At 72.7% G+C, this 18,901-nt stretch carries 16 protein-coding genes; 5 read left to right on the top strand and 11 right to left on the bottom strand.

Annotated elements, in window-relative coordinates:
* Nucleotides 1–6: 6 nt before the first annotated feature.
* The 11 genes from ITJ50_RS03930 to ITJ50_RS03880 form a co-directional block, all read right to left on the bottom strand.
* The gene (locus ITJ50_RS03930) at nt 7–3,219 is read right to left on the bottom strand and encodes a GH92 family glycosyl hydrolase (protein ID WP_323749881.1); all 3,213 of its coding nucleotides are present in this window, start codon (nt 3,217–3,219) and stop codon (nt 7–9) included.
* Between the two features lie 46 nt (nt 3,220–3,265).
* The gene (locus tag ITJ50_RS03925; protein WP_194589960.1) at nt 3,266–4,852 is read right to left on the bottom strand and encodes a serine/threonine-protein kinase; all 1,587 of its coding nucleotides are present in this window, start codon (nt 4,850–4,852) and stop codon (nt 3,266–3,268) included.
* Between the two features lie 147 nt (nt 4,853–4,999).
* Nucleotides 5,000–5,818 (bottom strand): phosphatase PAP2 family protein, encoded by an 819-nt coding sequence (locus tag ITJ50_RS03920; protein ID WP_042537567.1) that lies wholly within the window; start codon nt 5,816–5,818, stop codon nt 5,000–5,002.
* A 43-nt stretch (nt 5,819–5,861) separates the two neighbouring features.
* Nucleotides 5,862–7,547 (bottom strand): bifunctional 3'-5' exonuclease/DNA polymerase, encoded by a 1,686-nt coding sequence (locus tag ITJ50_RS03915; protein ID WP_140448579.1) that lies wholly within the window; start codon nt 7,545–7,547, stop codon nt 5,862–5,864.
* Nucleotides 7,548–7,601: 54 nt separating this feature from the next.
* Nucleotides 7,602–7,796, bottom strand: a complete 195-nt coding sequence (locus tag ITJ50_RS03910) for a hypothetical protein (protein WP_017887924.1) — start codon at nt 7,794–7,796, stop codon at nt 7,602–7,604.
* 34 nt (nt 7,797–7,830) lie between these two features.
* A complete protein-coding gene (locus tag ITJ50_RS17755; RefSeq protein WP_194589959.1) occupies nt 7,831–8,604 on the bottom strand; it encodes a hypothetical protein in 774 nt (257 codons plus the stop codon).
* A complete protein-coding gene (locus ITJ50_RS03900) occupies nt 8,601–9,461 on the bottom strand; it encodes a carbohydrate ABC transporter permease (protein ID WP_031260151.1) in 861 nt (286 codons plus the stop codon). Before ITJ50_RS03900 ends, ITJ50_RS17755 begins: the two co-directional genes overlap by 4 nt.
* The gene (locus tag ITJ50_RS03895) at nt 9,458–10,435 is read right to left on the bottom strand and encodes a carbohydrate ABC transporter permease (protein WP_042537573.1); all 978 of its coding nucleotides are present in this window, start codon (nt 10,433–10,435) and stop codon (nt 9,458–9,460) included. The genes ITJ50_RS03900 and ITJ50_RS03895 overlap by 4 nt, the downstream gene beginning before the upstream one ends.
* A 9-nt stretch (nt 10,436–10,444) precedes the next feature.
* Nucleotides 10,445–11,770 carry an ABC transporter substrate-binding protein gene (locus tag ITJ50_RS03890; RefSeq protein WP_194589958.1) on the bottom strand — a complete coding sequence of 442 codons (1,326 nt, stop codon included), beginning with the start codon at nt 11,768–11,770 and terminating at the stop codon, nt 10,445–10,447.
* Between the two features lie 23 nt (nt 11,771–11,793).
* Nucleotides 11,794–13,035: a Gfo/Idh/MocA family protein gene (locus tag ITJ50_RS03885; RefSeq protein ID WP_017887919.1), complete on the bottom strand. Its 1,242-nt coding sequence runs from the start codon at nt 13,033–13,035 to the stop codon at nt 11,794–11,796.
* 147 nt (nt 13,036–13,182) lie between these two features.
* A complete protein-coding gene (locus tag ITJ50_RS03880; protein WP_031260150.1) occupies nt 13,183–13,971 on the bottom strand; it encodes a DeoR/GlpR family DNA-binding transcription regulator in 789 nt (262 codons plus the stop codon).
* A 133-nt stretch (nt 13,972–14,104) separates the two neighbouring features.
* On the opposite strand from ITJ50_RS03880, the gene ITJ50_RS03875 reads away from it, so the two are divergent.
* Genes ITJ50_RS03875 through ITJ50_RS03855 form a run of 5 tightly spaced genes read left to right on the top strand, consistent with a single transcriptional unit; the run spans nt 14,105 to nt 18,867 of the window.
* A complete protein-coding gene (locus ITJ50_RS03875; protein WP_017887917.1) occupies nt 14,105–14,983 on the top strand; it encodes an SIS domain-containing protein in 879 nt (292 codons plus the stop codon).
* On the top strand, nt 14,983–15,894 hold the full coding sequence (locus tag ITJ50_RS03870) for an ROK family protein (RefSeq protein ID WP_194589957.1): 912 nt from the start codon (nt 14,983–14,985) through the stop codon (nt 15,892–15,894). Before ITJ50_RS03875 ends, ITJ50_RS03870 begins: the two co-directional genes overlap by 1 nt.
* Nucleotides 15,891–17,009: an N-acetylglucosamine-6-phosphate deacetylase gene (nagA, locus tag ITJ50_RS03865; protein ID WP_194589956.1), complete on the top strand. Its 1,119-nt coding sequence runs from the start codon at nt 15,891–15,893 to the stop codon at nt 17,007–17,009. The genes ITJ50_RS03870 and nagA overlap by 4 nt, the downstream gene beginning before the upstream one ends.
* Complete coding sequence (locus tag ITJ50_RS03860) at nt 17,006–18,034, top strand: 1-phosphofructokinase family hexose kinase (protein WP_194589955.1); 1,029 nt, start codon at nt 17,006–17,008, stop codon at nt 18,032–18,034. The genes nagA and ITJ50_RS03860 overlap by 4 nt, the downstream gene beginning before the upstream one ends.
* On the top strand, nt 18,031–18,867 hold the full coding sequence (locus tag ITJ50_RS03855) for a class II fructose-bisphosphate aldolase (protein ID WP_194589954.1): 837 nt from the start codon (nt 18,031–18,033) through the stop codon (nt 18,865–18,867). The genes ITJ50_RS03860 and ITJ50_RS03855 overlap by 4 nt, the downstream gene beginning before the upstream one ends.
* Nucleotides 18,868–18,901 lie beyond the last annotated feature (34 nt).

Raw genomic sequence — 18,901 nt, 5'->3', positions numbered from 1 at the left:
GCGTGGTCAGCGTTGTCCGTCGGCCGCGATGAGCTCGAGCTGCGTGAGTGCCAGGTCGGTGCCGGCGGTGAACGTGAACGACGAACCACCGCCGATGATCCGGAACACCCGGGTCTGGCCGGCCCACGTGAACTCGGCGCCGTCGACCGCGGTGACGGTGTCGTCGAGGCCGACCTGCCACGAGTAGGACCCCGGCGATGCCACCGTCACGGTGTACAGCGAGGCGGCGGGGCACGACACGTCGAAGGACACGGATTCCCCCGCGGCGAGCGCCGTGACGGTGCGGCCGGTGTCGTCGGTGAGCGCCGAGGCTCCGACGGGCAGGACGTCCACCGGGGCGTCCCGGTAGCCGTGCACGTCGGAGGCCGAGACGGGGCGGGTGTCCGACGCCCAGCCCTGCGGTTCGTCGGACAGTGTGAACTCGATCCGCGACGCGGCCACGACCACGCTGTGCGGGATGGTGACCGAGGTCCAGGGCGAGCCGTCGACCGTCACCGACGCCACGTACCGGCCTGCGGAGCCGGCGGCGATCTCGATGACCGTCTCCGTTCCTCTCCCCACCGGCACGGCCTGCCCGCCGCTGGCGCGTCGGTCAGGATCCGGCGGCGTGGGCCCAGGCTGTCGCAGCACGGTCCTGCGGACCGACGGCGGCACGAGCACGTAGGTGCCGGTCGACGGCGCCAGCGGGTACAGGCCGATGGTGGCGAAGACGTACCAGGCGCTCATCTCGCCGTTGTCCTCGTCGCCGGGGTAGCCCTGGCCGAGGTCGGACCCGACGAACAGGCGCTCGAGCGATTCGCGGACGATGCGGTGCGCGTCGTCGTGCCGCCCGGTGAACATCGGGAAGAAGGGGATGTGGTGCGCGGGCTGGTTCGACAGCCCGAGCATGCCCATCCGGACGTCGCGGGCCTCGGTCATCTCGTGGATCGGGAAGCCGTACGAGCCGGAGCGTGCGAGGGCGCCGGTCTCGGGGGTCGCGAAGAAGGCGTCGAGGGCGGCGTCGAAGCGCTCCGGCCCGCCGTGCAGGTCGACGATGCCGGCGCCGTCGTGCGGCGCCGTGAACGCGGTGCCCCACGCGTTCGTCTCGGTGTAGTCGTCGCCCCAGTCGCGCGGGTCGAACTCGGTTCTCACGCGCCACGAGCCGTCCGGGTCGCGGCCGATGAAGAACCCGCGCTCGGAGTCGAAGACGTGCCGGTACTGCAGGGACCGGCGGGCGAACCACTCGGCCTCGGCCTCGTACCGGGACAGGTCGGCGGGCGTCCGCGCACGCGATGCGAGCAGGCCCGCCATGACGGCCAGACCCCAGTCGTTGATGGCCGCGTCCAGGGTCCACGACATCCCCTCGTGGGTCGCCGTGTCGACGTGGCCGCGGAAGGCACCCGGGAGGCTCCCCTTGCGTCCGACGCGCTCGTCCCGCGGCGGGACGGTCGCGTTCCGCACCGCGCTCCGGTACGCCTCGGCCAGGTCGAAGCCGCGCACGCCCTTCACCGCGAGGTCGGCGAAGACGGTGTCGCTCGTGGTGCCGGTCATGCAGTCCTCGGCGCCGGGCGCGCTCCAGCGCGGGGTCCACCCGCCGTCGTGGTGGTGCTCGACGAAGCCCTGGGCCAGCTCGCCCGCGGTGTCGGGGGTCAGGAGTCCGAGGAGCGGCCAGGCGGTGCGGTAGGTGTCCCAGAAGCCGTTCGTGGTGGTGAACGGGCCGTCGACGATCTCCGGCCCGGGCTCGTCGCGGATCGGGTCCGCCAGCACGTCGCCGTACGGGGAGCGGTGCCGCGGGGCGCCGGTCAAGGCGGTCTCCCCGGCACGGTTCGGGTAGAGGAACAGCCGGTACAGGCCGGAGTACAGGCTCGTCAGCTGGTCGGGGCTCGCGCCGTCGAAGGACAGCGTCGCGAGCTTCTCGGTCCACAGCGCCTCGGCACGGGAGCACATGGCGTCGAACGAGCCGGCGTCGTCGAGGTTCGCGCGGGCGTCCTCGATCGAGACGGTCGAGATGCCGAGCAGGACGTCGACCGGGCCGCCGGTGCCGCCGGGCTCCCCCACGGACAGCCAGCCGCGCAGCTCGTGCTCGCCGATCGTCGTGTGGTCGGCGGTGACCCCGGCGACCCGCAGGTGCACGTGGTGCGGCGGGGTGCCGGGGCGGTCGTCGAGCAGAGCCTCGACCACGGCGGTGCCGTCGGTGACCGTCACGGAGACGTCGGACACCCGGCCGTGGTGGTCGAGCACGACGCTGCGGGTACCGGTGAACCGGAACCCGAGGGCGAACTCCCCTGCGGTCAGCTCGGCCGTCACACCGTGGTCGAGCGCGACCCGGTAGCGGTGCGGGCCGTCCTGCTCGTCCTCGTGGTCGAACCCGAGCGCGCGGGCGGCCCGGTCGACGTCGGGGGTGTCGAGCGGCGAGGGCATCACCTGGAACACCCCGCGGTCGCCCATCCACGGCGACGGGATGTGGCTCGTCGCGAAGGCCTGGATCGCCGGACGGAGTCGTCCCTGGTCGTCGAGCCGGTCGTGCTCCTGGTAGGCGTACGGCCAGCGGTTGCTCGAGGCGTCCGTCATCGGCAGCCCGAACACGCCGCCGTGCGGGACGCCGACGAGCGGGGCGTTGTTGCCGCGGGAGAACCGGGACGACGCCTGGGTGCCGCGGGTCGTCCGGACGTGGCCGATCGGGGTCGTCGGGTTCGGGCGCGCGGGACCGATCCGGACGGCGTCGAGCCAGCCGCGCAGTGCCGGACGCTCGCCGTCGGTGGCCGCAGCCGACGTGTCGGAGCCGAGCCGGGCCTCCAGACGGTCGACGACCAGCCCCGCGAACGGCGTGAGGTCGACCGCTCGGCGGTTCCACTGGTCCACCCACTGCTTGCGTGCGGTGTCCTGCGCGCCCGGGGTGACCACGTCGCCGTACTGGTCGCGGGCCCCCGCGTGCTCACGCAGCCGCGAGCCGTCGGTGAAGAGGACGTCGACGGCGAAGGCCGTGGCGTCCCAGAAGTGCGGCAGGTCTGCTTCCGTCGGCTCCGTCGCCCCGTCGGGCAGGGTCCGCTCGGGGAACCAGACCCAGGACAGCTCGTCGCCGGGGGCGATGGTGCGTCCGGTGAGGCCGGGGACGATCGCCTCGGCCACCGACGCGCCCGCTGGTCGTTCGACGAGCCAGCCCGCGGCAGAACCGAAGCCGACACCGTTCCGAGCGGCCACGGCCGTCGTCGGACCACCGCTCCGTTGCAGTTCTCGCACCGTGCGAGCCTATTTGCTCCAGGAACTGGACGAAAACCCCGGCGTGTCAGTCCCTGTTCTGCCCGGGGGCGCTGCCGGACTTGCCGGGGCCGGCACCGGGGCCCTTGTCCGACGAGGTGTCGACCGCGCCGGTGCCGTCCTGGGGCGCCTGCACCGGGTTCGAGGCGGGGGTGCTCGGCTCCGGGCCGACGGGCGGGTCCTGCGTGGGCTGCTCCGGCTCGGTCGGTTCGCTCGGCTGCTCGCTGGGCTCCTCGGCCGGCTGCGACGGCTGCTGCTCCTGCGACGGCTGCTGCTCCGCCGGCTCGCTCGGCTGCTGTTCCTGCCCCGGGTCCTCGGTCGGTTGCTGCTCCGTCGGAGCCGTCGAGGTGGTGTCCGTCGGAGCCGGCGTGCCGTCACCGTCACCGTTCAGGGCGAACACGGCCACACCGATGCCGATGAGCACCAGGACGATCACGATGATCGCGGCGATGAGGGGCCCGCGCTTCTTCTTCGCCGGCTGGTCCTCCGGCTGGTCGCCCCGGACCGGGCGGGGCGCGACCGGCGGCGGGGTCGGCCCGCTCGGGCCCGATGCACCGCGGCCGTTCGCCTGGGCGCCGAGGACGGTCGTCGAGACGTCGTCAGCGGCGTTCGGACCGTGGGTGTCGAGGACGCGCGTGGCGTCGTCACCCGGCTGCACGCCGCCGTTCGGTAGTTCGCTCGCCGGCATCGCCCGCGTCCGGTCGTCGGCGTTCGCCGCTGCGGCGGCGCCGACTGCGGCACCAGCCGCGCCGGCGGCCGCGGCCGTCACCGCACCGGGCGCACCGGGCAGGAGCTGCGTGGCGTTGGTGGGCTCGTCGCGGCCCAGGGCACGCAGGCGCTCGGCTGCCTCGGCGGCGGTCGGGCGCTCCGCCGGGTCCTGCGCCGTCATCACGTGCAGGAGGGTCCGCCAGGCCGTCGGCAGCTGGCGGTCGATCTCGGGCGAGCGGGTGAGCCGGGCGGTGGCGGACTCGACGGCGCTGCCCGGGAACGGCTGGCGGCCGGTCAGGCACTCCAGCAGCACGAGTCCGAGCGAGTAGACGTCGGCCTTGCCGGTGATCTCCTGCGCCAGGACCTGCTCCGGTGCCAGGTACGCGGCCGTGCCCATCACGGTGCCCGTCCCCGTCACGCGCGAGGCGTCGCGGAGCAGGGCGATCCCGAAGTCGGCGAGCTTCACGTGCCGGCCGTCGCTCTCGAGCAGCACGTTCGCGGGCTTCACGTCACGGTGGACGATCCCCTGCGCGTGCACGGCGGCCAGGCCGTCGGCGACCTGCGCACCCAGGCGGGCGGCGGTCGCGGGGTCGAGCGGGCCCTCGCGCAAACGGGTCGCCAGGTCACTGCCCGGCACGAGTTCCATGACGAGGTACGAGTCGCCGTCGACGTCGTCGAGGGCGGCGTCGTAGAGCGTGACGAGCTCGGGGGCACGGAGCGTCGCGAGGGTCTGGATCTCCGCCTCGGCGCGGGCGCGCTCACCGCGGTCGACGGGGCCTATGCGGAACACCTTGACCGCGACCTCGCGACCGAGTTGCTCGTCGACCGCCCGGTACACGGACGCCATGCCACCGTGTCCGAGCGTACCCGTGACGCGGTACCTGCCGCCGAAGACCCGTTCTTCCATGCCCGGCAACCTACCGGTCGCGGCTGACGGCGCTCTGCCGGAGCGCGGCGGCGCGGGCGGCGCGGGCCCGGGCGGCCCGGGCGGCCCGGGCGGCCGTCGAGTGAGCAGAAGATGTCGGGTCGCTCTCGGCCACCCGACTTCTTCTGCTCAGTGGATGACGCGGTCGACGTCCGGCGCGGGCTCGGCACCGTGGTGGATCGCCGTCAGGTACAACCGGTGCGCCGTGATCACGAGCGCGAGCCACGCCAGCCCGAGCGCCCACGCCGCCAGCACGTCGGTGAGCCAGTGGTGCCCGAGGAACACGCGCGACGCACCGACCGACAGCACGAAGAAGGTGCCCACGACGATCGTCAGCACCCGGGTGACGACGCGCGACTGCCGCAGGAGCAGCAGGTACACGATGGTGCCCACGATCACCGTGGAGTTGAGCGTGTGCCCCGACGGGAACGACGGCGACGTCTCGTACGGCGGCACCGCGTCGGACAGCGGCGGACGCGCCCGACCGATCAGGTCCTTGCCCGCGATCGTCATGAGCAGCGAACCACCGCTCGCGGCGACGAGGAGCACCAGTGGCGTCCACGCACGCCGCTGGATCGTGAAGCCGACCAGGAACCCGAGCGCGACGATCGGCATCCCGATCGTGCCCGCGATGTCGGTCCACCAGGTGACGACCGTGTCGGCCGTTGGTGATCGGAGCGTGAGGGCCCAGTCGAGGACGGGCCGGTCGAGCACCGCGACGTCGTCGGCTTCACGGACGGCGTCGTAGACCTCGGACGCGATCCACGTGGCGAGGACGGCGACACCGAGACCCACGGCGAGGGTCAGCAGCAGCACGGGCATGGCACCGAAGCGCTTGCCGAGTGCGGTCCACGCACCGGCGACACCGCGGCCGACCCGGGAGCGCCAGCGGGTCAGGTCGACTTCGCCGACGGTGCGGTCGGCGGCGTCCCCGCGTTCGGTGTGCATCCGTCCACCCTGCCCGAAGCCGCCGGGAGCCGTCCCGGCAGCGTCAGTCCTTCGCCTCCGAGTACGCCCCCACCACCGCGACCGACAGCGGGAACGTCACCGGGAAGTCCTGGAACAGCAGCCGTCCGGCGTCGACGGCGGCCTCCCGGATCTGCTGTGCCACCCAGTCCGCATGCTCCGCCGGGGCGTGCACCACGATCTCGTCGTGCACGAAGAACACCAGGTGCGGCCCGTCCGTCACGGCACCGGGGAACCGCGCGAGGAGCCGCGACCGCAGGGACCCCATCCACGCGAGCGCCCACTCCGCCGCGGTCCCCTGCACCACGAAGTTCCGGGTGAACCGCCCCCAGCTCCGGGCGCGGGACTCGACCGCACGCTGCATGGCCGGGGTCCCCTCGACCGTGTAGGCCTGGTTCCGGGCCTCGAACCACGAGTCCTCGGGCACCGGTGACGTCCGCCCGAGCAGCGTCGTCACCGGTTCGCCGCGCTCCCCCGCACGGGCCGCGCGCTCCACCATGTCGAGCGCCTGCGGGAACGCCCGGACCAGGCGCGGCACGAGCCGACCGCCCTCGCCCTGGGTCGCCCCGTACATCGCGCCGAGCATCGCCACCTTGGCCTGCTGCCGGGTCTCGACCGCGCCCGAGGCCACCACGCCGTCGTACAGGTCGCGCCCGTCGCCGGCCGCGGCCATCGCCCGGTCGCCGGACATCGCGGCGAGCACCCGGGGCTCCAGCTGTGCGGCATCGGCCACGACGAGCTTCCACCCGGGGTCGGCGATGACGGCCCCGCGGATGCCCTTCGGCAGCTGCATCGCTCCCCCGCCGTCGGCCGCCCAACGACCGGTGACGACACCGCCGACGACGTACTTCGGGTGGAACCGGCCGTCGCGGATCCAGTCGTCGAGCCACGTCCAGCCGTTGGCGGTGAGCAGTCGCGCCAGGCGCTTGTACTCGAGCAGCGGCTCGATGACGGGGTGCTCGATCTCCTGCAGCTCCCACTTCCGGGTACTGGTGACCATCAGGCCGACGCGGCGGAGCGACTTCAGGACGTCGGCGGGCGAGTCCGGGTTGAGACCGGGGTCGTCGAGGCGTTCTCGCACGACGGCGGCGATCTCCTCGAGCCGTCGCGGCCGCACGCCGTAGGGCACGCGCGGCCCGAGGGCGTCCTCGAGCAGGCGCTCGTGCACGTCGGCGCGCCACGGCAGCCCGGCGTGCAGCATCTCGGCCGCCACGAGCGCACCGGCTGACTCCGCGGTGAGCAGCAGGCGCAGGGCGCCGGGCGCGCTCGACCCCGCAACGGCGGCGAGCTGCGCGCGGAACTCTGCCACCGGGTCGACCTCGTCGTCGGGCACGGCGGCGGTGAACAACGCGTCGTCGAAGAGCTGGGCCTGCGTCGGGCGGACCACGCGGGCTTCGGCGACCGGGGCGTCCAGGCCGTCGGCCGGTCGAGCGGCGAGCACGGATCCCCGAGCAGCGAGCGCCGCGCGCAGCACCCGACGACCGAGGCGCAGGTCGACGCAGCGACCGACCCGACCGCCAGCGGCGAGCACGGCCGGGTACCAGCGCGCGGTGTCGTCCCACACCCAGCGCACGCCCGGTGCGTCGTGGGCCGCGACGAAGGCCGGGAGGCCCGGCTCGTCCAGGCGGACCGGCGCACCCCCGGCGGTCCCCGCGTCGGTCAGGGGCGTCGCGAGGACGCCGCCGTCGACGCGGCGGAGGACGAGGTGCACGACACGATCATGCCGTGCCCCACCGACCCCGGCGGACCAGGGCCGGAACGGGCGTCACTCGCCGGGTCGGACCGCCGCGGTGTCGGCGACGTCGATGCGGACGTCGCCGTCCTCGGCACGGGAGACCTCGACCCGCGGATCGGCGTCGTGCTCGTCGGATCCGGACATGCGACGGAACGTGTCCTGTCGGCGTTCCTCGAACGTCATGTCGACGCCGTCGTCGAGGTGGTCGTGGTCGGGCTTCGTCATGCCGTGCACGGTACGCGGCCGCGGCTGCGGACGGTCACGCGACCGGCGCCGTTCCGGTCCGCTCGGTCCAGTGCCCACCGCGCGCCCACCGGTCGAGCACGGCCGCACGCAACCGACCGGACGGCGCCGCGGACCGAGCGGTCGCCAGCGGCACCCCGAAGACGAACTTCGCGACGCTGGCGTCGCCCTCGGTCGCATCGTGCTCCCCCGGCGGGACGAGTCTGAAGCGCCGGGCGAACCGCACGAGGTTGGCATCGGGACCGAGCACGGCGGGCAGCCCCGGGTCGAGCATCCAGGAGCGGCACTGCCACCGGTCCGCAGCGAGGTGCCCCGCGAAGCCGCGCAGGACCTCGGGTGCGCCGGCGAACGCGCGGTCGCAGGCCGCCGGGTCGAGCGGCCCCGTCTCCGGCACGTGCACACCCCAGGCCGGCGTGCCGTCCGCCAGGTGGTCGCCGAGTTCGAACTGGAGGCGCCCCACGGCCACCACGCGCCCGGTCACCACGGCGACGAGCCACTCCACCCCGGTGCCGTGCAGCCCGTAGCGCGCGAGCTTGCGGTCGACGTCGGCGACGGATGCCTCGGCGAGCGCGCGCGGGAGCCCACGCCCCGCGAGGGCATCGGCGGTGTCCGGCACCGCGGCGCGGAGCGCTGCCACCAGCAGTGCGTCCCGCTCCGCGGGTCCGGCGTCGGCGACGGTGGCGGCCACTGCGGCCGCCACCGTCGCGGAGTCGTTCGGTGACCCCACGGCGGCGGCGAGGACCGCGACGGACGCGGGACGGGCCTCCAGGCCGGGGGTCGCGGTGGTCACTTCAGACCGGACGAGGCGAGCCCGTCCATCACCCGACGCTGCAGCACGACGAACATGATGAGCACCGGCGCCATCGCCATCAGGCTCGCGGCCATCAGCACCGGGTAGTCGATCGTGCGGTCGCTCGACAGCGTCGCGAGGCCGGCGGCGAGCGGCATGTCCTCGGCGCGGGTGGAGACCACGAGCGGCCAGAGCAGCTCGTTCCACGACCACAGCACGGTCGTGATCGCGAGCACGCTGATCGACGGACGGGCCAGGGGCAGCATGATCCGCCAGAACGTCTGGAACGGGTTCGCGCCGTCCATCCGCGCGGCCTCTTCGAGCTCGGGCGGCATGTTCAGGAACGCGGTCCGCATCAGGAACGTGCCGAAGGCGCTGAACAGCCCGGGCGCGACGATCCCCATCAGGGTGTCGAGCCAGCCGAGGCCCTGCACGATCTGGTACTGCGAGATCAGGTAGACCTGCGAGGGCACGAGCAGGATCGAGAGCACGATCGCGAGCAGCGCCGCCCGGCCGCGGAACCGCATCCGGGCGAAGGCGTACCCGGCGAGCGTGCACAGGACGATCTGCGCGATCGTGCGGATGATCGTGACGGACACCGACGTGCCGAGCTGGCTGAGGAACGGCAGGCGTTCGAAGACCTGCGCGTAGTTCTGCCACTGCAGCTCCCCCGGCCAGAAGACCGGCGTGACGGACTGCACCTGCGCGTTCGTGGACAGCGACATGATGATCTGCCACAGGAACGGGAACGCCATCGCGAAGCCGCCGATGCCCAGCACGACGTGGATCCACCAGTGGCTGCCGCCTCGACGGCCGGGCCGGCGTGCTGCCCGGGGTGGTGTGACGGTGGCGGTCATCCCTGCACCCACTTCCGTTGGACGCGGAACTGCACGAGCGTGACGATGCCGATGAGCAGGAAGATCACCATCGCGATCGCGGCCGCGAAGCCCTTGTCGTTGTCGATGAACCCGGCGTTGTAGAAGTAGAAGACGAGCGACATCGTCTTCGGGATCACCGGGTTGGTGCTGCCGAGGATCGCGTACAGCAGGTCGAACAGCTGGAAGCTCGAGATCGTCGTCACGATCACCACAAAGAAGATGCTCGGACTGAGCAACGGCACGGTCACCGAGCGGAACTGCCGCCACCGGCTCGCGCCGTCGAGTTCGGCGGCCTCGTAGAGCTCCGGCGGGATGTCCTTGAGCCCGGCGCCGAGGATGATCATCGAGAAGCCGAGGGACGACCAGAGGCCGACCAGACTCACGGCGACGAGCGCGAAGCCGGGCGTCGAGATCCAGTACGGGCCGTCGATGCCGACGTTCCCGAGGAACCAGTTCACGATGCCGTAGTCGCCGTTGTACATGATGCGCCAGACCAGCGCGATCGCCGCGGGCATGGCGACGTACGGCAGGAAGAAGAGCACCCGGTAGAACTGCGCGAACCGCAGCCCCGGGGTGTTCAGCAGACTGGCCAGCCACACCGCGATCGGGATCCCGGCCAGGACGACGGCCGTGTAGATCACCGTGTTGAGCAGCGACTGGTACAGCTGCGGGTCACCGACGAGCCGGACGTAGTTCGCGACGCCGGTGAAGGTCGCACCGCCGAAGACGCCCCAGCTGGTGAACGAGTACCAGAACGTCTGGATGATCGGCCAGATGTAGAAGGTGCCGACGCCGACGAGCATCGGGAGCACGAAAAGCCACGGCCACCAGCCGTCGGTCCGTCGTGCTGCTCGGCCGCCGCCGCCTCGCGGAGCCGGGGCACCCCGCCCGGGCGAACGTGTCGTCCGGGCGGGGGCGGCTGCGGCCGGGGGCCGCTCGGTGTTGATCGTCACGCGCGGGTCCTACTCTTCCTTGGCGAGGGCGGCGTCCATCTTCTGTGCGAGGTCCTCGGCCACCTGGTCGACGGGCTTCGACCCGTCGAACGCGCTCGGCAGCAGGGTGGTCTCGAGGGTGTTCCAGGCCGCGGTGTTCTTCGACACCGGCAGCGGCTTCGCGTAGTCCACCGCGTCGAGGAACACCTGCAGGTCGGCGTCGGGCATCGTCTTCGTGAAGGCGCCCTGCGTGCCCTCGTACGCCGGGATGACCGCGCCCATGTCGCCCTGCTGCTGCTGGGCCGTCTTGCCCGCGAGGTAGACCTGCAGCGTCTGGGCGGCGGCCTTGTCCTTGCTGGCCTCGGACACGACGTTCGAGACGCCGTGGATGACGGTCGCCTGCTCCTTGCCCTTCGGCAGCGGGTAGGCGACGACGTCCTTCTCGAGCTCGGTGCCGGTCAGCGCGGAGCGGAACCAGCTGCCGCCCTGGTACATCGCGAGCTTGCCCGAGGTGAACCACTGGTCGGCCGTGGTGTCGGTGAGCTGCTTGATCGAGGGCGATGCCCCCGAGTCGATCAGGTCGGTCCAGAACCGCAGGCCGTCCTCGGACGCCTTCGTGGCGTACTCGGACTCGGTGCCGTCAGCGTTCAGGACCGATCCCCCGGCCTGCAGGATCGTGTTGTAGTAGGTCGTCTGGCCGTCCATGCCGCCGGCCGCTCCGTAGGCGCCCTTCGACTCGAGCTTCTCGGACAGCTCGGCGCCGGTCTGCTGGAAGTCGTCCCAGGTCCAGTCCTTGGACGGCAGGTCCATGCCGGCCTGCTCGAACAGCGACTTGTTGAGCCAGACGCCGATGGTGTCGAAGTCCTTCGGCACGCCGTACTGGGTGTCGTCGTACGTGTACAGGTCGTTGAGGGCGCTCGAGTACTTCGACGCGTCGATGTCCCCGGACTCGACCTCGCCGGTGATCGGCGCGAGCTTGCCGTTGGCCGCGTACAGCTGGAAGTTCGGGCCGTTCATCCAGAACAGGTCGGGCAGCGTGTTGCTCGACCCCTGGGTCTGCAGCTTCGTCCAGTAGTTGGCGAACGGTGTGACGTCGACGCTCACCTTGATGTCCGGGTACTCCTCGTTGAAGCCCTTCAGGTTGGCCTTGATCGCCTTCACCTGGTTCTCGTCCCAGACGGCGTAGGTCAGGGACGCCTTGGTGTCCTTCGGCGCGGCTTCGTAGTCGCCGCCGGAGCCGGACGCTCCGGACGACGAGGAGCAGCCGGCCAGGAGTGCGGCCGCGCCGAGGGCGGCGACGGCGCCGAGGAGGACGCGGCGCACGCCGGTTCCTCGGGTGGGGATGTGTGCGGTCATCGGGGTGTCCTTTCGCACGGCCGTCAGGAGCCGACGGTCTGGGCGGGATGCGGGGTGGAGGGGGTGGAGTGCAGGGCGTTCGACGTGAAGTGCGCGATGGTCTCGGCCGGCAGGGGCGGGACGTCGATGGGGACGGACCCGTTGCGGAGCGAGCGCGTGGCCAGCGCGCCCGCGGCGACGGCGGCACGGGCCGCGATCGGGGACAGCTCCGACGGTTCGCCGAGGGCGACGGACCGCAGGAACTCGGTCATGGTGAGCAGGTCGGCATCGGCGTGGCCGTCCTCGACGCCGTCGATCGGGTACTCGCGGTCCCCCGCGGTGTCCCAGCCCCGGCGGTGCGTCCAGACCTTCACGACGCCACCACCGGTGTCACCGATGTTCTCGAGGCGCCCCTCGGTGCCGATGACGGTGTAGTTCCGCCAGTAGTCCGGCGTGAAGTGGCACTGCTCGTAGCTGGCCTGCACGCCGTTGTCGAGCGTCATCATCACCATCGAGACGTCCTCGACGTCGACGACGGGGTTCAGCCCGGTCTGGGCGAGCGGTGGCCAGTTGTCGTGGGAGAACCAGTCCCCCATCAGTTCACCGCTGCGGTCGCGGCGGTCGGTGACGTCGCCGTAGACCGACAGCGAGCCCATCCCGACGACCCGGGCGGTGTCGCCCCCGCCGAGCGCGTGGATGACGTCGAGGTCGTGGCTCGCCTTCTGCAGCAGGAGCGAGTTCACCTTGCTGCGGTCGGCGTGCCAGTCCTTGAAGTAGTAGTCACCGCCGTTGCCGACGAAGTGCCGGCACCAGACGGCCTTGACCTGGCCGATCTCGCCACGGCCGATGATCTCGCGCATCAGGCGGACGACGGCGGCGTGCCGGAAGTTGTGTCCGACGTACAGCGGGGTGCCGGTCCGGGCCGCGGTGTTCAGCACCGCGTCGGCGTCCTCGACCGTGATGGCGAGCGGCTTCTCGAGGTAGACGGCGATGCCCGCGCGGAGCAGGTCGATCGCGATCTCGGCGTGGGTCCAGTCCGGCGTGGTGACGATGGCGGCGTCGACGTGACCGGTGAGGTCCAGGTGGTGTTCGACCACCAGGGCATCCGGGTACTCGTCGAGTCCGCGCCGGCGGCCCGCCGCCGTGACGTCCGCGACGGCCACGACCCGGGCCTGCAGCGACGCGTCGGCGGCGGTGGCCTCGGCCACGTGGCGCGCGATGGCGGACCGCTGGCCCATCCCGATCACCGCGACGCGGAGTCCTGCGTTGTCGACGCCCATGCTCATCGCTCCCTTGCGTGAATGTGACGTCCATGATGCCGAATCGCTCATGAATGCACAATAGACGCTCACGGATCGCTCACGCATCCGCGCAGGGAAGGGTTTTACACGATCGAAACGTCCGGCCCACCCGGGGCCGGACGCACGGAGGGCTCAGTCGGCGACGACGAGCTCCACGCCGGCGCTGGCCAGGTCGGCGGCGAACGAGGCCGGCACGGGCTGGTCGGTGACCAGGACGTCGATGCGGTCGAGTGGGCAGATCCGGGCGAAGGTGGAGCGTTCGATCTTGGTGGAGTCGGCGACCACGACGACCCGTCGACCGACCGAGGCGAAGTGCCTGCTGACCTCGGCCTCGCCCTCGTGCATGGTCGTCGCGCCGTACTGCCCGGTGAGTCCGTCGACGCCGAGCACCACCAGGTCGAGGGCGAACTCGTCGAGGGTGTCCCGGACGAGCGGCCCGACCAGCTCGTAGGACTGGCGTCGGGCCACGCCGCCGGTGACCACGATCTTCACGTTGGCACGGACGGACAGCTCGTACCCGACGTTCAGGGCGTTCGTCACGATCGTGATGCCGAACTCGCCGTCGGCGCGGATGAACCGTTCGCTCTTGCCGAGTTCGCGCGCGACCTCGGTCGTGGTCGTCCCGCCGTTGAGCCCGACGGTCTCGCCGGGCTGCACGAGCCGGGCGGCGGCACGGGCGATCGCGGTCTTGGCCTCGGCCTGCCGGGCGATCTTGTACTGCAGCGGCAGCTCGTAGCCGGCACCGAGTGCGGCTGCTCCCCCGTGCGTGCGGGTGACGAGTCGCTGGTCGGCCAGCATCGCGAGGTCGCGGCGGGCAGTCGCGGCGGAGATCCCCAGCAGCTCCCCGATCTCGGCGATCGACACGTTGCCGCGTTCGCTCACCAGTTCGAGCAGGGCGTTCAGCCGCTGTTGGGGGGTCATGACGGTCATCCTACGGCGTCGCCGCCGTCCCTCGGTGATCGGAAATGACGTTTTGCCCTTCCCTTGCGCACGATCGCTCGCTACGCTTCCTGATCATCGATCACCCGGATCGATCCGGACCCGGAAGGCTCCCATGACCGACACCTTCGTGAGCGCTGAACTGGCCTCGCAGCCGGAGACCTGGCGTGCAGCCGCCGCGCTCCTGCCGACCTTCGCCGACGCGCTCCCCCAGCCGGGCGAACGCGTGGCCGTGATCGGCTGCGGGACGAGCTGGTTCATCGCCATGAGCTACGCCGTCGCCCGTGAGCAGGCGGGCCTCGGCGTGACCGACGCCTTCGCCGGGTCCGAGTACCCCGCGTCACGCGAGTACGACCGCGTGCTCATGATCAGCCGCTCGGGCACGACGACCGAGATCGTCGACCTGCTGCAGGCCTTGCCGTCCCAGCGGACCGTGCTGGTCACCGCCGTCGCCGACAGCCCGGCCGCGGCCGTCGCCGACCAGGTGGTCGCACTGCCCTTCGCCGACGAGCGCTCGGTCGTCCAGACCCGCTTCGCCACCACGACGCTCGCACTGCTGCGAGCGTCCATCGGCGACGACGTCGACGCGCTCGCAGCCCAGGCCGAGACCGCACTGACGGTGCCGATCGACGACCTGCTCGACGCCGAGCAGGTCTCGTTCGTCGGTCGTGGGCCCGCCGTGGGTCTGACGTTCGAAGCCGCGCTCAAGACGCGCGAGGCCGCGCAGTTCTGGGCCGAGTCCTATCCGGCGATGGACTACCGGCACGGCCCGATCGCGATCGCGCAGCCCGGCCGACTCGTCTGGTCGCTCGGCGCGGCACCCGAGGGCCTGGCCGCCGAGGTCGCCGCCACCGGTGCCCGGTTCGTCCAGCACGACCTCGACCCGCTCGCCGGACTCGTCGTCGTGCACCGGTTCGCCGTCGCCCTGGCCGAGGGACGCGGGCTCGACCCGGACAACCCCCGGTCGCTCACCCGGTCGGTCATCCTCACCTGATGGGTGGCGCAGGCGCGGTGCTCGGGGTCGACGTCGGCGGCACGGGCATCAAGACCCGTCTGACGACCGCCGACGGACTCGTCCTCGACGAGACCCGGGTACCGACGCCGCGTGACGACCCGGACGCCGAGCGCCTCGCCCTGGCCGTCGCCGGACTGGCTGCCCAGGCCATGCGACGGGCGCCGCTCGGAGCGATCGGGCTGGTGACCCCCGGCGTCGTCGACGAGACCCGCGGCACCGTCGACCTGTCCGTCAACCTGGGATGGCGTGACGTCCCGGTGCGTGACCTCGTCCGCGCCGAGCTCCTGCGACAGGCGATCGACGTCCCGCTCGCCTTCGGCCACGACGTCCGCGCCGGTGCCCTGGCCGAGGTCCGGGCCGGCGACCCGGCACTGTCTCGGGGGTCGGTCTCGTTCGTGCCGGTCGGCACCGGGCTCGCGAGCGCCCTGGTGGTCGACGGTGTCGTCGTGTCCGGTGGTGGCTGGGCGGGGGAGATCGGGCAGGTCCGGATCCAGACCGGCCCGCACGCGGGTCACCGCGTCGAGGAGATCGCGTCCGCCGGGGGAGTCGCACGTCGTGCCGCTGCTCCGTCCGCACACGCCGCCATGCTCCTGGTCCGCCAGGGCGACGCAGCCGCCCGTGCGGTCTGGGACGACTGCGTCGCGGTCCTGGCCGATACGCTCGCCTGGACCACCGCGGTCGCCGGGAACCACACGATCATCGTCGGCGGGGGACTCGCCGAGTCCGGACCGCTGCTGCTCGACCCGCTGCGCGCTGCCGTCGCGGAGCGTCTGCGGGGCGTCCGTGTCCCCGTCATCGTCCCCGCCCGGCACGGCGACGCAGCCGGCGCCATCGGTGCGGGGATCCTCGCACGCGAGCTGCTCGAGACCGAGACCGGGGTCCTGCTGTGACCACCCTCGTCCGGGCCCGTCGCATCGTCACGGCCCAGTCGGACCTGCACGACGGCTGGCTCGTCATCGGCGATGACGACACCGTGCTGGCGACCGGCACCGGGTCCCCGATGCGCGCGGACACCGCCGTCACCGTCGACGGTGCGATCGTGCCCGGGTTCGTCGACCTGCACGCCCACGGCGCACTCGGGCACGACTTCGCCGGGTGCTCCGCCGAGGACGCCCGTGCCGCCGCTGGGCACCACCGGTCACGGGGCACGACCACCCTGGTCGGGTCCATCGCGACGGGTGAGCGCGCGGACACCGTGGCAGCCCTCACCCGGCTCCGACCGCTCGTCGCGGACGGCACGCTCGCCGGACTCCACCTGGAGGGGCCGTGGCTCGCGCCCGCCCGTCGCGGGGCGCACCGCGTCGACCTGCTGCACGCCCCGGACCCCGCCGAGGTCGACGCCTACTGCGACGCCGCGGGTGGCGCACTGCGGATCGTCACGCTCGCGCCGGAGCTGCCCGGTGCCCTCGACGCCGTTGCCCGCTTCGTCGGAGCCGGGGTCGTCGTCGCCCTCGGCCACACCGACGCCACCGCCGAGCAGACCCGCCGCGCGGTCGACGCCGGCGCCTCGCTCGTCACCCACCTGTTCAACGGGATGGCACCGCTGCACCACCGCGCACCCGGGCCGGTCGGGGTCGCGCTCACCGACGACCGGGTGCTGCTCGAGTGCATCGTCGACGGCCACCACCTCGACCCGGTCACCGTCGACGTCGTCCAGCGCAGCGCACCGGGCCGGATGGTCCTGGTCTCCGACGCCATGGCCGCGACCGGTTGCCCCGACGGGGCGTACACGGTGGCCGGATCGGCCGTGACCGTCCGCGACGGGCTCGCCGTGCTCGCTGACGGTTCGTCGCTGGCGGGCAGCACGATCACGGTCGCCGACGCCGTCCGTCGCCTGCTCGACGCGGGGACCGACCTGCCCGAGGTCGTCGCTGCTTCTGCGGCGCGTGCGGCATGCCTGCTCGGGGCACCGGCACCCCTGAGCGTGGGCGCCCCCGCCGATCTGCTCGTGCTCGACCCGGAGCACGGCAGCGTCCGAGCCCTGCCGACGGCGGTGGTCGCGTGATCCTCGTCGTCACCCCGAACCCCGCCGTCGACGTGACCTACCGGGTCGCCGAACAGCGCATCGGCGAGACCCAGCGCGTGCTCGGGGTCGAGCGACGCCCCGGCGGCAAGGGCCTGAACGTCGGCCGGGTCCTCGCCGCCACCGGTGTCCCGACCCATGCCGTGCTGCCCCTCGGCGGCGACGGCGGGCACTGGATCGCCGACGCCCTCGACGGCCTCGGGCTCGTCCACACCGACGTCGCTGTCCGTGGCGAGACCCGCACGACCGTGACGGTCGTGGACGAAATCGCGCACCCGACGATGTTCGGGGAGCCCGGGCCCGTGCTCAGCCCCGGCGAGTGGGACACCGTCACCACCGCGGTCGAGACACTGCTCGTCGGCGGTGCCGCCGGTGTCGGCGGTGTCGGCGGCGCCGCCGATGCCCCGACCGCAGCGGCCCTGGTGGTGTCGGGCTCCCTGCCCCGCGACACCGACCCCGCGGTCGTCGCCCGCTGGGTCACCGCCGCCCGCCGCCGCGGTGTGCTCTCCGTGGTCGACTGCTCGGGCACCGCGCTGCTGGCTGCCGCTTCGGCCGGGGCGACGGTCTGCAAGCCCAACCGCGAGGAACTGCTCGAGGCCACCGGCGCCGACGACGAACGGTCGGGGGCGCTCCGGCTCCTCGGGCTCGGCGCCGCGGTCGTCGTGGTCTCCCGGGGTTCCGAGGGCATCGCCGCCCACACCGCCGACCACGTGCTCGAGGTGCCTGCGGTCCCCGGGGTCTCGGGCAACCCCACCGGCGCGGGCGACGCAGCCACCGCCGGACTCGTCGGTGCGCTCGTCGCTGCCGGCCTCCCCACGCCCGAGGGCAGTGTCAGCGCCCCCGACGACGCCACCCTGCTCCGCGCGCTGCGGTCCGCCGCCGCACACGGGGCTGCCGCCGTCCTGCAGCCGGTGGCCGGCACGGTCGACCCGGCTGACGTCGACCGCTTCCTGTCCACCCCGCCCGCTCCTGCTCCCGCACACGACCGAACGAGGACCTCCGCATGATCACCGACCTCGCCCTCACCGGCCTGCTCGACACCGCCCGCACGGCACGCCGCGGGGTCGGCGCGTTCAACGTGGTGCTGCTCGAGCACGCCGAGGCGATCGTCTCCGGTGCCGAGCTGGCGGGGCTGCCGGTGATCCTGCAGATCAGCGAGAACTGCGTCCGGTACCACGGCGGCCTCGCACCGATCACGACCGCGACCCAGGCCGTCGCACGTGCGGCCGACGTCGAGGTCCTCGTGCACCTCGACCACATCGAGGACCCCGAGCTGGTGGCGGCCGGCGTCGACCTGGGCGTCGACTCGGTCATGTACGACGGCTCGCACCTGGACTTCGCCGCGAACGTGGCTGCAACGCGGGAACTCGCTGCTCGGTGTCACGCCGCGGGGGTCGCGATCGAGGCCGAGCTCGGCGAGGTCGGTGGCAAGGACGGCGTGCACGCACCCGGCGTCCGCACCGATCCGAACGACGCCGCCGCGTTCGTGGCCGACACCGGCGTCGATGCCCTGGCGGTCGCGGTGGGGACGTCGCACGCGATGCAGACCCGCGAGGCCTCGGTGGACCGCGACCTGGTCGAGCGCCTGCGTGCCGCGGTGCCGGTGCCGCTCGTGCTGCACGGCTCCTCGGGCCTGTCCGACGACGAACTCCGCGGCGCCGTACACGCGGGGATGACGAAGATCAACATCTCGACGCACCTGAACGGCCTGTTCACCCGTGCGCTCCGCACCGTGCTCGACGAGCGGCCGGACGTCGTCGACCCGCGCAAGTACGTCGCAGCGGGCCGGGACGCCATCGCCACCGAGACGGCGCGGCTGCTGACGCTCCTGCACGCCTGACGAGCGAGCGGAGCAGACGAGCACGTGCGACCGC

Origin of the sequence: Curtobacterium sp. VKM Ac-2889 (assembly GCF_015350855.1) — a bacterium.
GTDB classification, from domain to species: domain Bacteria; phylum Actinomycetota; class Actinomycetes; order Actinomycetales; family Microbacteriaceae; genus Curtobacterium; species Curtobacterium poinsettiae.
The sequence above is the reverse complement of the archived record's forward strand: the minus strand, read 5'-3'. Positions and strand labels throughout refer to the sequence as shown.

Coding starts and splice junctions, on each gene's coding strand:
- ITJ50_RS03900 (WP_031260151.1), bottom strand. CDS start 9,461: ATGACCGCCACCGTCACACCACCCCGGGCAGCACGCCGGCCCGGCCGT.
- ITJ50_RS03890 (WP_194589958.1), bottom strand. CDS start 11,770: ATGACCGCACACATCCCCACCCGAGGAACCGGCGTGCGCCGCGTCCTC.
- ITJ50_RS03855 (WP_194589954.1), top strand. CDS start 18,031: ATGATCACCGACCTCGCCCTCACCGGCCTGCTCGACACCGCCCGCACG.
- ITJ50_RS03920 (WP_042537567.1), bottom strand. CDS start 5,818: ATGCACACCGAACGCGGGGACGCCGCCGACCGCACCGTCGGCGAAGTC.
- ITJ50_RS03875 (WP_017887917.1), top strand. CDS start 14,105: ATGACCGACACCTTCGTGAGCGCTGAACTGGCCTCGCAGCCGGAGACC.
- ITJ50_RS03870 (WP_194589957.1), top strand. CDS start 14,983: ATGGGTGGCGCAGGCGCGGTGCTCGGGGTCGACGTCGGCGGCACGGGC.
- ITJ50_RS03885 (WP_017887919.1), bottom strand. CDS start 13,035: ATGAGCATGGGCGTCGACAACGCAGGACTCCGCGTCGCGGTGATCGGG.
- ITJ50_RS03880 (WP_031260150.1), bottom strand. CDS start 13,971: ATGACCCCCCAACAGCGGCTGAACGCCCTGCTCGAACTGGTGAGCGAA.
- ITJ50_RS03910 (WP_017887924.1), bottom strand. CDS start 7,796: ATGACGAAGCCCGACCACGACCACCTCGACGACGGCGTCGACATGACG.
- ITJ50_RS03925 (WP_194589960.1), bottom strand. CDS start 4,852: ATGGAAGAACGGGTCTTCGGCGGCAGGTACCGCGTCACGGGTACGCTC.